The sequence below is a fragment of the Anaeromyxobacter sp. SG66 genome (assembly GCF_022690805.1).
Taxonomy (GTDB): domain Bacteria; phylum Myxococcota; class Myxococcia; order Myxococcales; family Anaeromyxobacteraceae; genus Anaeromyxobacter; species Anaeromyxobacter soli.
Genome location: NZ_JALCZC010000113.1, coordinates 1 through 13430 on the forward strand (window position 1 = coordinate 1; position 13430 = coordinate 13430).

At 72.7% G+C, this 13430-nt stretch carries 13 protein-coding genes and 1 pseudogene; 8 read left to right on the forward strand and 6 right to left on the reverse strand.

The genetic code is table 11. The features are described from left to right. The coding region (locus MNZ39_RS20390; protein ID WP_305037342.1) for a biotin/lipoyl-containing protein at window positions 1-371 on the reverse strand (371 nt) is incomplete at its 3' end. A 23-nt stretch (window positions 372-394) separates the two neighbouring features. Further along, window positions 395-3061, reverse strand: a complete 2667-nt coding sequence (aceE, locus tag MNZ39_RS20395) for a pyruvate dehydrogenase (acetyl-transferring), homodimeric type (protein WP_242340929.1) — start codon at window positions 3059-3061, stop codon at window positions 395-397. Window positions 3062-3312: 251 nt separating this feature from the next. On the opposite strand from aceE, the gene MNZ39_RS20400 reads away from it, so the two are divergent. The 5 genes from MNZ39_RS20400 (at window position 3313) to MNZ39_RS20420 (ending at window position 8540) form a co-directional block, all read left to right on the forward strand. Then, entirely contained in the window at window positions 3313-4296 is a 984-nt protein-coding gene (locus MNZ39_RS20400) for a zinc-dependent alcohol dehydrogenase family protein (protein ID WP_242340930.1), read from the forward strand. 168 nt (window positions 4297-4464) lie between these two features. Then, complete coding sequence (locus MNZ39_RS20405) at window positions 4465-4842, forward strand: MbcA/ParS/Xre antitoxin family protein (protein WP_242340931.1); 378 nt, start codon at window positions 4465-4467, stop codon at window positions 4840-4842. After that, window positions 4802-5572, forward strand: a complete 771-nt coding sequence (locus tag MNZ39_RS20410) for an RES family NAD+ phosphorylase (RefSeq protein WP_242340932.1) — start codon at window positions 4802-4804, stop codon at window positions 5570-5572. Before MNZ39_RS20405 ends, MNZ39_RS20410 begins: the two co-directional genes overlap by 41 nt. 598 nt (window positions 5573-6170) lie before the next feature. Next, window positions 6171-7361: an HNH endonuclease gene (locus tag MNZ39_RS20415; RefSeq protein ID WP_242340933.1), complete on the forward strand. Its 1191-nt coding sequence runs from the start codon at window positions 6171-6173 to the stop codon at window positions 7359-7361. Between the two features lie 330 nt (window positions 7362-7691). Continuing rightward, a complete protein-coding gene (locus MNZ39_RS20420; protein WP_242340934.1) occupies window positions 7692-8540 on the forward strand; it encodes an EcsC family protein in 849 nt (282 codons plus the stop codon). A 22-nt stretch (window positions 8541-8562) separates the two neighbouring features. On the opposite strand, the gene MNZ39_RS20425 is transcribed toward MNZ39_RS20420, so the two are convergent. The 3 genes from MNZ39_RS20425 to MNZ39_RS20435 form a co-directional block, all read right to left on the reverse strand. Further along, window positions 8563-8796 carry a thioredoxin family protein gene (locus tag MNZ39_RS20425; protein ID WP_242340935.1) on the reverse strand — a complete coding sequence of 78 codons (234 nt, stop codon included), beginning with the start codon at window positions 8794-8796 and terminating at the stop codon, window positions 8563-8565. Window positions 8797-8990: 194 nt separating this feature from the next. After that, complete coding sequence (locus tag MNZ39_RS20430; RefSeq protein WP_242340936.1) at window positions 8991-10103, reverse strand: permease; 1113 nt, start codon at window positions 10101-10103, stop codon at window positions 8991-8993. A 136-nt stretch (window positions 10104-10239) separates the two neighbouring features. After that, window positions 10240-10383 carry a hypothetical protein gene (locus MNZ39_RS20435; protein ID WP_242340937.1) on the reverse strand — a complete coding sequence of 48 codons (144 nt, stop codon included), beginning with the start codon at window positions 10381-10383 and terminating at the stop codon, window positions 10240-10242. A 136-nt stretch (window positions 10384-10519) separates the two neighbouring features. On the opposite strand from MNZ39_RS20435, the gene MNZ39_RS20440 reads away from it, so the two are divergent. Genes MNZ39_RS20440 through MNZ39_RS20450 form a run of 3 tightly spaced genes read left to right on the forward strand, consistent with a single transcriptional unit; the run spans window position 10520 to window position 12471 of the window. Then, window positions 10520-10873, forward strand: a complete 354-nt coding sequence (locus tag MNZ39_RS20440; protein ID WP_242340938.1) for a helix-turn-helix transcriptional regulator — start codon at window positions 10520-10522, stop codon at window positions 10871-10873. 3 nt (window positions 10874-10876) lie between these two features. Beyond that, entirely contained in the window at window positions 10877-12022 is a 1146-nt protein-coding gene (arsB, locus tag MNZ39_RS20445) for an ACR3 family arsenite efflux transporter (RefSeq protein ID WP_242340939.1), read from the forward strand. Then, on the forward strand, window positions 12019-12471 hold the full coding sequence (locus tag MNZ39_RS20450) for an arsenate reductase ArsC (RefSeq protein WP_242340941.1): 453 nt from the start codon (window positions 12019-12021) through the stop codon (window positions 12469-12471). The genes arsB and MNZ39_RS20450 overlap by 4 nt, the downstream gene beginning before the upstream one ends. Window positions 12472-12482: 11 nt before the next feature. On the opposite strand, the pseudogene MNZ39_RS20455 reads toward MNZ39_RS20450, so the two are convergent. Then, window positions 12483-13430, reverse strand: a pseudogene (locus MNZ39_RS20455) (hypothetical protein); the annotation flags it as partial.

Sequence of the window (13430 nt, forward strand, 5' to 3'; positions counted from 1 at the left end):
GCCCGCGCGGCCGGTGCCGCCGCGCCGTCGCGCTTCCCGGCGGGCGCGGGAGAGGGCGCGGGCTTCGTGGCCGCCGGGGGCGCGGGCTTCGCGGCCGAAGGGGGCGCGGCCTTCGCGGCCGGCCTGGCCGCCCCCGCCTCGTCGAGGGTGAGCACGACGCTCCCCTCGCTCACGCGATCGCCGACCTTCACCCGCAGGTCCTTGATGGTGCCCGCCGCGGGCGACGGCACGTCCATCGTCGCCTTCTCCGACTCGAGCGTCACGAGCGCGTCGTCCTTGCTCACCGCGTCGCCCGGCTTCACGAGGACGTCGATGATCGGCACGTCCTTGAAGTCGCCGAGCGCGGGGACCTTCACCTCGATGGTGCTCATGGGTCGTTCGCTCTCCGGGGCGCCTACACGGTCCACGGCGCCGGCTTCGCGGGATCGATGCCGTACTTGCGGATGGCCTCCGTCACCTTCGCGGCGGGGAGCTTCCCCTCGTCCGCGAGCGACTTCAGCGCGGCGACCGCCACGTGGTGCCGGTCCACCTCGAAGAAGCGGCGGAGCCGCTCGCGGGTGTCGGAGCGCCCGTAGCCGTCCGTGCCGAGCACGAGGTACCTGCGGCCCACGTACGGCCGGATCTGCTCGGCGAACGTGCGCACGTAGTCCGTCGCGGCGACCACCGGCCCGGAGGTCTCGCCGAGGAAGCGCTCGACGTGCGACTTCTTCGCCGGCGCCTCGGGGTGGAGGAGGTTCTCGCGCGCGACCGCCATGCCGTCGCGGGCGAGCTCCGTGAAGCTCGGGCAGGCCCACAGGTCGGCGTCCACGCCCCAGTGGCTCTTCAGGAGATCGGCGGCGGCGATCACCTCGCGGAGGATCGCGCCCGAGCCGAGCAGCTGGACGCGCGGGGCCTTCTTGTCGCCCCCCGCCCCGCGCTTGAAGAGGTACATGCCGCGGATGATGTCCTCGGCCGCGCCCTCGGGCATCGCCGGGTGCACGTAGTTCTCGTTGAGGACGGTCAGGTAGTAGTAGACGTCCTCCTGCTCCTGCACCATGCGCCGGAGCCCGTCCTGCACGATGACCGCGACCTCGTAGGAGAAGGTCGGATCGTACGAGCGGCAGTTCGGGATCACCGACGCGAACACCTGCGAGTGGCCGTCCTCGTGCTGGAGCCCCTCGCCGTTCAGGGTGGTGCGGCCCGACGTGCCGCCGACGAGGAAGCCGCGGCAGCGCATGTCGCCTGCGGCCCAGGCGAAGTCGCCGACGCGCTGGAAGCCGAACATCGAGTAGAACAGGTAGAACGGGATCATCGAGCGGCCGTGCACGGAGTACGACGAGGCCGCCGCCATCCACTCCGCCATCCCGCCCGCCTCGGTGATGCCCTCCTGCAGCACCTGGCCCTTCCGGTCCTCGCGGTAGAAGGCGAGCTGGTCCGCGTCCTCCGGCGTGTAGAGCTGGCCGACGTGGCTCCAGATGCCGAGCTGCCGGTACATGCCCTCCATCCCGAAGGTGCGCCCCTCGTCCGGCACGATCGGCACGACGCGCGCGCCGATCTTCTTGTCGCGCGCGAGGATGCTCATGATCTGCACGAGCGCCATCGTGGTGGAGATCTCCCGGTCCTCGGTGCTCTTGAGGAGCCGGTCGAACGTGGCGAGCGGCGGGACCTCGAGCGTCTCCGGCGCGCGGCGGCGCCGCCGCGGGCGATCGCCCCCGAGCTCGGCGCGGCGGGCGCGCATGTACTCGAGCTCCTTCGACCCCTCCTCGAATTTGAGGAAGGGCACCTCCTCGAGCTTGTCGTCGGGGACGGGGAGGTCGAAGCGGTCCCGGAAGCGCCGGACCGCGTCCGTCGCGATCTTCTTCTGCTGGTGGGCGATGTTCATCGCCTCGCCCGCCTCGCCCATGCCGTAGCCCTTGATGGTCTTCGCGAGGATGACCGTCGGCTGGCCCTCGTGGCTCACCGCCGCCTGGTAGGCGGCGTAGACCTTGAACGGATCGTGGCCGCCGCGGTTGAGGCGCCAGATGTCCTCGTCGGAGAGCTCGGCGACGAGGTCCTTCAGCTCCGGGCTGTCGAAGAAGTGCTCGCGGACGAAGGCGCCGTCCCGCGACTTGTAGACCTGGTACTCACCGTCCACCACCTCCATCATCCGGCGGCGGAGGGCGCCGCTCTTGTCCTTCGCGAGCAGCGGATCCCAGTGCCGGCCCCAGATCACCTTGAGGACGTTCCAGCCGGCGCCCCGGAACGTGCTCTCGAGCTCCTGGATGATCTTGCCGTTGCCCCGCACCGGCCCGTCGAGCCGCTGCAGGTTGCAGTTCACCACGAAGATGAGGTTGTCGAGCTTCTCGCGGCCGGCGAGGCCGATGGCGCCCATCGCCTCGGGCTCGTCCATCTCGCCGTCGCCGGTGAAGACCCAGACCTTGCGGCCCTCGGTGTCCACCACGCTCCGGTCCGCCAGGTACTTCATGAAGCGGGCCTGGTAGATCGCCATGAGCGGCCCGAGCCCCATCGACACGGTGGGGAACTGCCAGAACTCGGGCATGAGCCAGGGGTGCGGGTAGGACGAGATGCCCTTCCCCTCGACCTCCTGCCGGAAGTTCGTGAGCTGCTCCTCGCTGAGGAGGCCGAGCAGGAACGCGCGCGCGTAGATGCCGGGGGAGGAGTGACCCTGCAGGAAGACGAGATCGCCGCCGCGCTCCTCGGACCAGGAGCGCCAGAAGTGGTTGTAGCCGACGTCGTAGAGCGTCGCGGCGGAGGCGAAGCTCGCGATGTGGCCGCCGACGTTCGTGTGCTTGTTCGCGCGGACCACCATCGCCATCGCGTTCCAGCGGATGTAGTGGCGGATCCGCTGCTCGAGGGCGAAGTCGCCCGGGAAGCGCGGCTGCAGCTCGACCGGGATGGTGTTGACGTAGGCGGTGTTCGCCGAGAACGGCACGTACGCGCCGGCTCGCCGCGCCCGGTCGATGAGGTGCTCGATGAGGAAGTGCGCGCGCTCGGTCCCTTCGCGCTCGAGGACGCCCTCGAGGGCGTCGAGCCACTCGCGCGTCTCCTGCGGGTCCATGTCGGGGCTGGAAAGCGGGTCCATTCGGGGCGCCTCACGGTCGTTGCGGACGTTGCTTCGGCTGGGGTGAACTCCTAACGAGAAGCGCCTGCCGATCAACGCCTGCCGGCGTGGATCCGCACCTCGGGTGCGCGCGGCGCCGCGCACCCACCCGCCGCACCGATCCGACGGTGCGATCGCGCCCCGGGGGCGGGGGTCCAGCCGTCCGCCCTTCGGCTGGGAGAGGACCGCAGTGCCTCGAGCCGCGCCCGCCGGAACACGGTAGGCTCTCGTCCGTGCGCGCGATGGTCGTCGAGCATCCGGGCCGGCCGCTCGCCGCCCGCGACCTCCCCGTCCCCGAGCCAGGGCCCGGCGAGATCCTGGTGCGCGTCCTCGCCTGCGGTGTCTGCCGCACCGACCTGCACGTCGCCGACGGCGACCTCGCCCTCCCCGGCCGGCCCGTCGTGCCCGGGCACGAGATCGTCGGCGAGGTCGTGCGCGCTGGCCCGGGCGTGGCGCGCTTCGCGCCGGGAGATCGCGCCGGCGTCGCCTGGCTCGCCTGGGCGTGCGGGGCCTGCGGGTTCTGCAGGGCGGGCCGCGAGAACCTCTGCGAGCGCGCGCGCTTCACCGGCTGGCAGCGGGACGGCGGGTACGCGGAGTACGCCGTCGCGGACGCGCGCTTCGCGTTCCCGCTTCCTCCCGGCACCGACCCGGTCGCGACCGCGCCGCTCCTGTGCGCCGGGCTCATCGGGCACCGCGCCTGGCGCATGGCGGGCGACGCGGCGCGGCTCGGGATCTACGGCTTCGGCGCGGCGGGGCACATCCTCGCACAGGTCGCCCGCCACGCCGGCCAGGAGGTCTTCGCGTTCACGCGGCCCGGTGACGACGCCTCGCAGCGGCTCGCGCTCGACCTCGGCGCGGCCTGGGCGGGCGGCTCGGACGCGCCCCCGCCAGCCCCGCTCGACGCGGCCGTGATCTTCGCGCCGGTGGGCGCGCTCGTCCCCGCCGCGCTCGCGGCGGTGGCGCCGGGCGGGACGGTCGTCTGCGCCGGCATCCACATGAGCGACATCCCGCGGTTTCCGTATGCGCTCCTGTGGGGGGAGCGCGTCCTGCGCTCCGTCGCGAACCTCACCCGCGCGGACGGCGAGGCGTTCCTCGCGCTCGCGCCGCGCGTGCCCGTGCGCTGCGAGGTGACGCCGTTTCCGCTCGCCGCGGCCAACGAGGCGCTCGATCGGCTGCGCGCGGGGAGGATCGAGGGCGCGGCGGTCCTCGTGCCCTGAAGGGGCCGCGCGCCCGCCGGGCCCCGCAGTGCTCGCCCGGCGAGTCCTCCCCGGGCCCCGCGCGGCTCCGGTCGCCGCTGGCCCGCGCCAGCGCCTCTTGCAAATGAAAGATGCCGCCATTAATCTTCCAGGTGAAAGCAGTCCTTCCCCGCGTCATCTGGAGGTCCGATGCGCGCATCCGCCCACACCGCGAGGTCGCCGGAGCCGGGCGCCGTCCTGACGAAGGCGACGCTCCGCGCGGCGGAGCTCCTCGAGCTCACGGACGCGCAGCTCGCGCGGATCATCGGCGTCAGCGGCGCCTCCGTCTCGCGGCTCCGCGCGTCCGCGCGGGCGATCGACCCCGGCGCCAAGGAGGGCGAGCTTGCGCTCACTTTCCTGCGCATGTACCGCAGCCTCAGTGCTTTACTGGGAGACGCAGCGAGCTGCCGCGCGTGGTTCCACGCCGAGAACGCTCATCTCGGCGGCACTCCCGCACTCCTCGTGCGGAGCGTCGAGGGGCTGGTGAATGTCACGCAGTATCTGGACGCGATGCGGGGGAAGGTCTAACGCCCGGGCGCTCGAGGGCCGGCCCTGGCGCATCGCGGAGGGCCAGCGGATCATCTCGACGCGGCCCCTCGTCGATTCGGACGCCGAGCACGCGCTGCTCGAGCGGATGATCGACGACCACAAGCCGCCGCTGCCGCCGGACCCCGTGCTCGGGAGGCTGCACTACCTCCTCTACTCTCCGTTCCGGTACCCGCCGCTCAGGTACGGCTCGCGCTTCGGGGGCCGCCACGAGCCGAGCCTCTGGTACGGCTCCGAGGTGCTCCGCACCGCGCTCGCCGAGACGGCCTACTACCGGATCGTCTTCTTCGAGGGGACGAAGGCGAAGCTCGCGCCGCACGCGATGCCGTTCTCGGCGTTCCAGGTCGCGGTCGCGACGCGGGCGGGGGTGGACCTGTCGTCGCCCGCGTTCAAGGCCTCCCTCCGCAAGCTCTGCTCGCCGAGCGACTACACGTCGAGTCAGCAGCTCGGGACCGAGATGCGGGCCGACGGCATCGAGGCCGTCCGCTACCCCTCGGCGCGCGACCCTCGCCGCGGCCCGAACCTGGCGCTCTTCTCGCCGGCGGCCTTCGCGGCCCCCGCCCCGCTCGCGACGCCGGAGACCTGGTACTGCACGGTCACCGCCGCGCACGACGTCGAGTTCCGGCACGAGCGCGCCCTCACCATCGACACCGAGGCGTTCCCGCGCAGCACGTTCCTCGTGGCCGGCGTGCTGCCGGCGCCCGCGGCGTGAGAGGCACTCTTCATTCATCACAAGTGCAGGTGCTCTCCGGACGAGCGGTGGGCGTTCGATCGCCGTCTCCGTGCGCATGTCGGATTCGGGCATCGACGGGGCCCGCGCACGCGCTCCGGGCGCTCCCCCGATGAACGCGCCAGAGGCGGCTAACCAGGCGCACGTCTCGTCGTGTCGGTCCGGTGGGCGCGGCCCAGCCGTGAATTCGCGCGGGCGCATGCGAACGACGCGCATCCTCAGCTCGCGCCGGCGCACGGGCCGGAGCGTCGCGGAGGTCGCCGCGGTTCACCTATGGTAACAGCTATCGCCAGCGGCAGTTCGCCGGGATCTCGCAGGCTCGCTCGCGCTCAGGGCGGGCGTCCCAGTTGCGGTGGGTGAAACATTTCCCATTGACGCCTTCTCGCCTCGATCGCCCTCGGGCATACGGGCGGCGCGGAAAGGCCGCTCTCGCGCACGATTCTCGCGCGGGCCGCGCGCGCCGGTCGCCTTGGGGCATCGACGAGGGCGCGACGGAGAACGGCGGCCAGACGCGAACCTGGAGCGTCTCCGGAGCTCCGGAAATCGCGTGCTACGAAGGGTGTACTGGAGGTGCACACCTATGTCTGCGCTCGCCCCCGCTTCTCTCGAATCGAACGCGCTCGCGATCCGCCTGCGCGAGCTCGCCGGAGAGGAACGGAACGTCCAGGTCGACTTCCTCCTGCACCTCGACGAGTTCGATCGGCGCCGCGCCTTCGTCGAGGTCGGCCATGCGTCCCTCTGGGCGTACTGTTTGGAGGCGCTCCACCTCCGCGAGGGCGCCGCCGGCCGGCGCATCCAGGCGATGCGGGTGCTGCGCCGCTTCCCGATCCTCGAGGCTCCTCTGCGCGATGGGCGCCTTTGCTTGTCCACCGTGGCGCTCCTCGGCCAGGTGCTCACCGAGGAGAACGTGGACGACCTCCTCGCTCGCGCCGTCTTCCGGACTCGGGCCGAGGTCGAGCACCTCGTCGCCTCCATCCAGGCGCGCACCGCGCCGCGCGCTGGCCTCCGCAAGCTGGCCGAGCGCGCCCCCGCCGCGGCGAGCGCAGCGCCGCCCCTCTCGGGATCGGAGCGAGCCGAGATGGCGACGGCGGAGCCGGCCCTCGATCCGGGACCCACCACCGGTCCGCTCCCAGCGACCCCGCCGATCCTCACGCAGCCGAAGCGAAGGGCCGAGACACTCGCCGTCTCGGAGAGCCACTGGTCGCTCAGGGTCACCCTCGACCGCGCCTGCAAGGAGGACCTCGAGACGCTCCGGTCGCTTCTGTCACACAAGGTCCCGGACGGCGACCTCGCGTCGGTGCTCCACGAGGCGATCCGCTGCGCCATCGAGAAACACGGCAAGCGTAAGGGCGCGGTCGCACCGGAACTGAAGACCAAGGACGCCAAAGATGGCTTAAACGAGCGCGCGAAGCAGGCCAAGACGACGAAGGCCGCGGTCAAGCCGCCGGCGGCGAGGTCCACGATCCCGGCGATAGTGCGCCGCGCCGTGTGGGAGCGCGACGGCGGGCGCTGCGCCTGGGTCGGCCCGGACGGCTGCCGCTGCAACAGCAGGTGGAAGCTCGAGCTCGACCACATCCAACCCGCCGCCCTCGGGGGACCGTCGACGATCGACAATCTTCGGCTCGCCTGCCGAGCCCACAATCTGCTTCACGCAGAGAACACCTTCGGGCGCGAGCACATGGATCGCTTTCGCCGCGATGCGAGCGACCTCTTGCGCGCTGACGAGGCGCCTCTGCGCCCCGTCATGCAGCTGGGGATGTGGGCGCCGTGATTCTGCGGCGACCGGCTCGCATGGCCAGCGTAGCTGGAGTGACGGCTCGCCGCTCGCGTACCTCCCTACCGAACTCCCGACCCACGTCCCCTCGGTGACGGGCACCGTTCTTGCCGCTGGAGTGCTTTGAACGAAGCGTTTTCGACCGCGCCGGACCGACCCGTCGATGCCGAACCGGAGCGCGCAATGCGCCGCTCGTTCCACCGGAGCCGCTTCCGTCGGTCGGCAGCCGAAGGTGCGACGAATCCTGAGCTGAAAGGCCCGGGGGTCCGGGGGCTCGGGGCCGACCGGGGCGCGGCGCGGGCGCGCTCCGCGCGATAGGCTTCGCGGATGCCAGGTCCCCTCGATCGCGCCGACGCCCTCGCCCTCGAGCAGGCGAAGCACGTCCTCGAGACCCCCGATCTCGCCATCCAGCTCGCGAGCCGCGTCGGCCGGCCGATCGAGCGGCTCGTCGAGAAGCTGCCGGTTCGCACGCGCGATCTCGTGGGGAGCGCGACGCGCACCGCGCTCGAGAAGGGGCTCGAGCTCGCCGTGCGGACCCTCGACTTCCGCGAGGCGACGGGGGCCGCCGGCGCGCCTCCGCTCGCCGTGCGCGGAGCGCCCGGCGCCGCCTCCGACCTCGCGCACCGCGCGGCCGTCATCGCCTCCGGGGCGCTCGGCGGTGCGCTCGGCGCCGCGACCCTCGCCATCGAGCTGCCCTTCTCGACGACGCTCATGCTCCGCTCCATCGCGGACCACGCGCGCGCCCAGGGCGAGGATCTCTCCGAGCTGCGCGTGCGGCTCGAGTGCCTCGGCGTCTTCGCGATGGGCGGGCGCGCAGCGAGCGACGACGCGGCCGAGGCCGGCTACTTCGCCGTGCGCGTGGCGCTCTCGCAGGCGGTCGCGCGCGCCGCCGAGCAGCTCGGCGCCCGCGCCATGGGAGACCTCGCCGCCGAGCGCAGCGCGCCGGCGGTCGCGCGCCTGGTCGGGCTCATCGCCCAGCGGTTCGGGACCCAGGTCGCGCAGAAGACGGTCGCCCAGCTCGTGCCCATCGTGGGCGCGCTCGCCGGCGCGGGCATCAACTCGGTCTTCATCCAGCACTACCAGAAGACCGCCTGGGGTCACTTCACGGTGAGGCGGCTCGAGCGGAGCTACGGGGCCGACGAGGTGAGGCGAGCGTACGAGGCGATCCCGGGCTGAGCCGCGTCGCGGGGACGTCGTCTCAGGACCTCAGGAGCTCCATCACTGCGTCCGCGGTGAGGACCTTGCCGGCGGCGCGGACCTTCCCGTCCACCACCAGCGCGGGCGTGGTCATCACCCCGAGCCGCATGATCTCGCGGAGGTCCTCCACCTTCTCCACCGCCACCACGAGCCCGAGCGCCTCGACGGCCTTCTCGGCGTTGGCGGTGAGCGCCTTGCACTTGGCGCAGCCGGTACCGAGCACCTGGATCTTCATCTCGTCACCTCATGGCGCCCGTCGCTTGCGTGGAGCCGTCGCGAGACGCGCGATGCCATCGCCGAGCCGGGCGCTCCGAGGCGTGAGCACCGCAGGCGTGCCTGTAAGGCACGTCGAGGAGCGCAACGACGAGGCCGCCCGGCGCAGGCAGGCAGCGTGCGTCGCAGCAGGCTCCACGCGAGCGGGTGGCGCCATCAGAGGACCGCGTTGAAGAGCCAGCCGACGAGCAGGATGCCGAGCGCGACGATCCCGACGAAGGCGGCGATGAGCGGCGGGCGGAGCACCTTCCGGAGGATCACGATCTCCGGGAGCGAGAGGCCGATCACCGACATCATGAAGGCGAGCACGGTGCCGAGCGCGGCCCCCTTCCCGAGCAGAGCCTCGACCACCGGGATGATGCCCGCCGCGTTCGAGTACATCGGGACGCCGATCGCGACCGCGGCCGGGACGGACCACCACGCGGACTTCCCCATGAACCCGGCGAGCAGCCCCTCCGGCACGTACCCGTGGACTCCTGCGCCCACCGCGATCCCGGCGAGCACCCAGGGCCACACCTTGCCGACCACGTCCCGCACCGCCTCGACGCCCTTCTCGACTCTGCCCTGGAACCCGAGCCGCTCGCGCTCGTGGACCTCGCTCCGCTTCATCGACGCGTAGACCCATGGCTCGACGTAGCGCTCGAGCTTCATCCTCCCCAGCACGAAGCCCGCGGCGACGGCGATCGCGAGCCCGGTGACGAGGTAGAGCGCGGCGACCTTCCATCCGAAGAGCCCGAGGAGGAGGACCAGCGCGACCTCGTTCACCATGGGTGCGGCGACGAGGAAGGACAGCGTGACGCCCAGCGGGATCCCGACCTCCACGAACCCGAGGAAGAGCGGAACGGCGGAGCAGGAGCAGAACGGCGTCACGACGCCGAGCAGCGCGGCGAGGACGTTCCCCACCGACTCGCGCCTGCCGGCGAGCAGGGCGCGGGTCCGCTCGGCGGTGAAGAACGAGCGCACGATCCCGACGCCGAAGACGATGAGGACGAGGAGCAGCAGCACCTTCGGCGCGTCGTAGAGGAAGAACGCGACGCTCTGGCCGAGGCGCGAGGACGGCGAGAGCCCGAGCGCCCGGAAGGCGGCGAGCTCCGAGAGCGGGTGGACGAGCGCATAGGCGGCCGCCCAGACGGCGAGGCCACCGGCGAGCAGCGCCGCGGTCTTGACGGGGCTCGCGCCTCGCGCCGCCGCCTCCGCCGTCGTCCGCGGCGCCGGCTGCGCGCAGCACACCGGTGCCTCCTCCGACTCGCCGAGCACGGGTAGCTTCACGAGGCCGTCCTTTCGCGAGCCGACCCTCGGCCGCGGCGCGGAGTATCGGGAATCCCGGAGCCGGTGTCATCGTCTTTTTGCGATTTGCGGATCCCGCGCGGCTTGCCGTGCGCGACCCCGCGACCGCTCGATCTCGCTAGCGCGCGCGTCTGCGCGGGCGCCGCTCGTGCCCGTGGCCGAGGATCCCCGCCATGCGCAGGAACCCGTAGACGAGCACGACCAGCGACGACCAGATCACGATCGCCAGCCCGACCATTCCCTGTGGCTGAGCGTTTTCCATGAACCGGCGATACCCCGAACCCGCTCGCCGGGCGCCGCCCGGCGGGGGCTCATCCGGTGACAGGTGCGTGACGCGCCCGCTCGCCCGGGCGCCCGGTCTTGCCTCTCGCGCGCGTCCATCGTAGATAGCCGATTCCATGGCGCCCCAGCTCAAGAAGGTCCCGGCCTGCGGTCCGGCTCCGGAGCCGAGACAGGAACCCGACCTCCGGCCGGTCGAGGGCTCCGACGCGGACGAGGAGCTGGCGCTCCTCGCGAAGGCGGTCGGGCACCCGGCGCGGGTCCAGATCCTCCGCCTCCTGGTCCGCCGCGAGGCGTGCGTCTGCGGCGACATCGTCGACGAGCTCCCGCTGGCGCAGTCCACCGTCTCGCAGCACCTCAAGGTGCTCAAGGAGGCGGGCCTCATCCGCGGCGAGATCGACGGTCCGCGCGTCTGCTACTGCATCGAGCCCCGCACCCTGCGCCGGCTCAAGTCCCTCGTCGGGAGCCTCTAGCCCATGTCCGAAGCCACCCTCGTCGCGCCGGCGCGCGCCGGCGTGACCCGTCGCCTCTCGTTCCTCGACCGCTACCTGACGCTCTGGATCTTCCTCGCCATGGGCGCGGGCGTGGCGCTCGGCTTCCTCGTGCCGGGCGTCGTCCCCATGCTCGAGCGGATGTCGGTCGGGACGACCTCGATCCCGATCGCGGTGGGCCTCGTCCTGATGATGTACCCGCCCCTCGCGAAGGTCCGCTACGAGGAGCTGCCGCGGGTCTTCCGGAACGGGAAGGTGCTCGCGCTCTCCCTCGTCCAGAACTGGATCGTGGGACCGTTGCTCATGTTCGCGCTGGCCGTGATCTTCCTGCGCGACCGCCCCGAGTACATGGTCGGCCTCATCCTCATCGGCCTCGCGCGCTGCATCGCGATGGTCATCGTCTGGAACGACCTCGCCAGGGGCGACACCGAGTACTGCGCCGGGCTCGTCGCGTTCAACTCGATCTTCCAGGTGCTGTTCTTCTCGGTCTACGCCTGGGTCTTCATCACGGTCCTGCCGCGCTGGCTCGGCCTCGCCGGCGCCGAGGTCCACATCACCATCGGCGAGATCGCGAAGAGCGTCTTCGTCTACCTCGGCGTCCCCTTCCTGGCCGGGATGGCGAGCCGCTTCGGCCTCCGCGCCTGGAAGGGCGAGGCGTGGTACCGCGGGGTCTTCATCCCGCGCATCTCGCCCATCACGCTCGTCGCCCTCCTCTTCACCATCATCGTGATGTTCTCGCTCAAGGGCGAGACCATCGTGCAGGTGCCGCTCGACGTGGTGCGGATCGCGATCCCGCTCCTCGTCTACTTCGTCGTCATGTTCTTCGTCTCGTTCTTCATGAGCCGGAAGGTCGGGGCGAGCTATGGCCAGACCGCCACCCTCTCCTTCACGGCGGCGTCGAACAACTTCGAGCTCGCCATCGCGGTGGCGGTCGCGACGTTCGGGATGGCGCACGGCGCGGCGTTCGCGGCGGTGATCGGGCCGCTCGTCGAGGTGCCGGTGCTCATCGGCCTCGTCACGGTCGCCCTCCGGCTCCGCGACCGCTTCTTCCCGGGCGAGACGGCGGAGCTCGCGGGCGTGAAGAACTGCGCGGGGAGCTTCGGCCCCGCGCGCGGGAAGGCGAGCCCGTGACCGGCGCGGACTGGCGGCGCGAGGCGGAGGAGCTCCGGAGGCTCGCGCCGCGCCACGTCCTGTTCCTCTGCGTCGCGAACTCCGCCCGCAGCCAGATGGCCGAGGGCATCGCGCGTTCGCTCGCGCCCGCCGGGGTGACCGTGTCGTCGGCGGGCTCGCAGCCCTCGCGCGTGAACCCGCTCGCCGTGCGCGCGCTCGCCGAGATCGGCCTCGACATCGCCGGCCACCGCTCGAAGAGCGTGGAGGCGATCCCTCCCGACACCGTCGACGCGGTCGTCACGCTCTGCGCAGAGGAGGTCTGCCCGGCCTTCCTGGGGAAGGCGCACCGCGTCCACTGGGGCCTCCCCGATCCCGCCGGCGCGGGAGGCCCGGAGGAGGACCGGCTCCAGGCGTTCCGCGACGTCCGCGACGAGCTCCGCCGCCGCCTCGCGGTCGTCTTCGGGCGGTAGCCGTCCGAGCCTCACGATCCCGGCCGCTCGCAGGCGAGCCGCAGCACCTCGCCGTCCGCCGTCCCGGCCAGGATCACCTCGTCCGCCCCCGCCCACACCGCCGACACGGCGAGGCGCTCGAGCCCGCGCGGCCTCCCCGCGCCGAGCCCCGCCTCCCGCGTCCGAGCGAAGACGAGCCCGCCGCCCTGCGTCCCGACCACCACCCCCCCGCCGGTCGCCGCGGCGGCGTTCGGGTTCACCTCGTTCGCGCGGGCGTCGGCGAGCCTCAGCGCGGCGACGCCCCCGTCCCGCGCGAGCCGCACGAGCCCGCCGTCGTCGGTGCCGGCGAGCGCGCCGTCACCGAGCGGCGCGAGCGCGGTGACCACGTTCGTCGCGGCGCCCGGCGCACCGAACACGAGCGGGTGCCAGGCGGCCGTCCGCGCGAGGAGCGGCGCGTCGAGGTTCGCGAGCGGCAGCGCGTAGGCGCCGGAGGCCGTCCCGATCCAGAGCTCCGTCGCCGTCGCGGCGAGCGCGGTCGCGCGGATCGGCTCGCCGTCCGGACCGGTCACCGCCATGGGCTCGGCGCCGCGGTCCGCCGAGACGCGGAACACGCCGCGCGCCGTCCCGGCGTAGAGCCGCGCTCCCGCGCGCGCGAGCGCCGTGACGCCCTCTCCCCGCAGCAGTACGAGCGCCTCCCGCGGCCCGTCGAGCGCCACGAGCCCGCCCTGCGTCGCCGCCCACACGAGCCCGTCGTGCTCCGCGAGCGCGTTCACGAACCGCGAGCGCCCCTCGAGCCCCGGGACCGCCTCCGCGGCGCCGTCAGGCCCGAGCCACACGACGCCATCGTCGAAGGTGCCGACCACCGTCGCGCCGTCGGCGGCGGCGAGCACGGCGGTGACCCGCCGGCCGAGCCGCGCGAGCGGCGCGCTCGCGCAGGGCGGCAGCTCGGCGAGCGCGGCGGCCGGCGCCGGCGCGAGCGA

What these genes read in the sequence shown, in the direction of transcription:
- aceE (WP_242340929.1), bottom strand. Translation starts at nt 3,061, where the DNA reads ATGGACCCGCTTTCCAGCCCCGACATGGACCCGCAGGAGACGCGCGAG.
- MNZ39_RS20405 (WP_242340931.1), top strand. Translation starts at nt 4,465, where the DNA reads ATGCGCGCATCCGCCCACACCGCGAGGTCGCCGGAGCCGGGCGCCGTC.
- MNZ39_RS20410 (WP_242340932.1), top strand. Translation starts at nt 4,802, where the DNA reads ATGTCACGCAGTATCTGGACGCGATGCGGGGGAAGGTCTAACGCCCGG.
- MNZ39_RS20415 (WP_242340933.1), top strand. Translation starts at nt 6,171, where the DNA reads ATGTCTGCGCTCGCCCCCGCTTCTCTCGAATCGAACGCGCTCGCGATC.
- MNZ39_RS20420 (WP_242340934.1), top strand. Translation starts at nt 7,692, where the DNA reads ATGCCAGGTCCCCTCGATCGCGCCGACGCCCTCGCCCTCGAGCAGGCG.
- MNZ39_RS20425 (WP_242340935.1), bottom strand. Translation starts at nt 8,796, where the DNA reads ATGAAGATCCAGGTGCTCGGTACCGGCTGCGCCAAGTGCAAGGCGCTC.
- MNZ39_RS20435 (WP_242340937.1), bottom strand. Translation starts at nt 10,383, where the DNA reads ATGGAAAACGCTCAGCCACAGGGAATGGTCGGGCTGGCGATCGTGATC.
- MNZ39_RS20440 (WP_242340938.1), top strand. Translation starts at nt 10,520, where the DNA reads ATGGCGCCCCAGCTCAAGAAGGTCCCGGCCTGCGGTCCGGCTCCGGAG.
- arsB (WP_242340939.1), top strand. Translation starts at nt 10,877, where the DNA reads ATGTCCGAAGCCACCCTCGTCGCGCCGGCGCGCGCCGGCGTGACCCGT.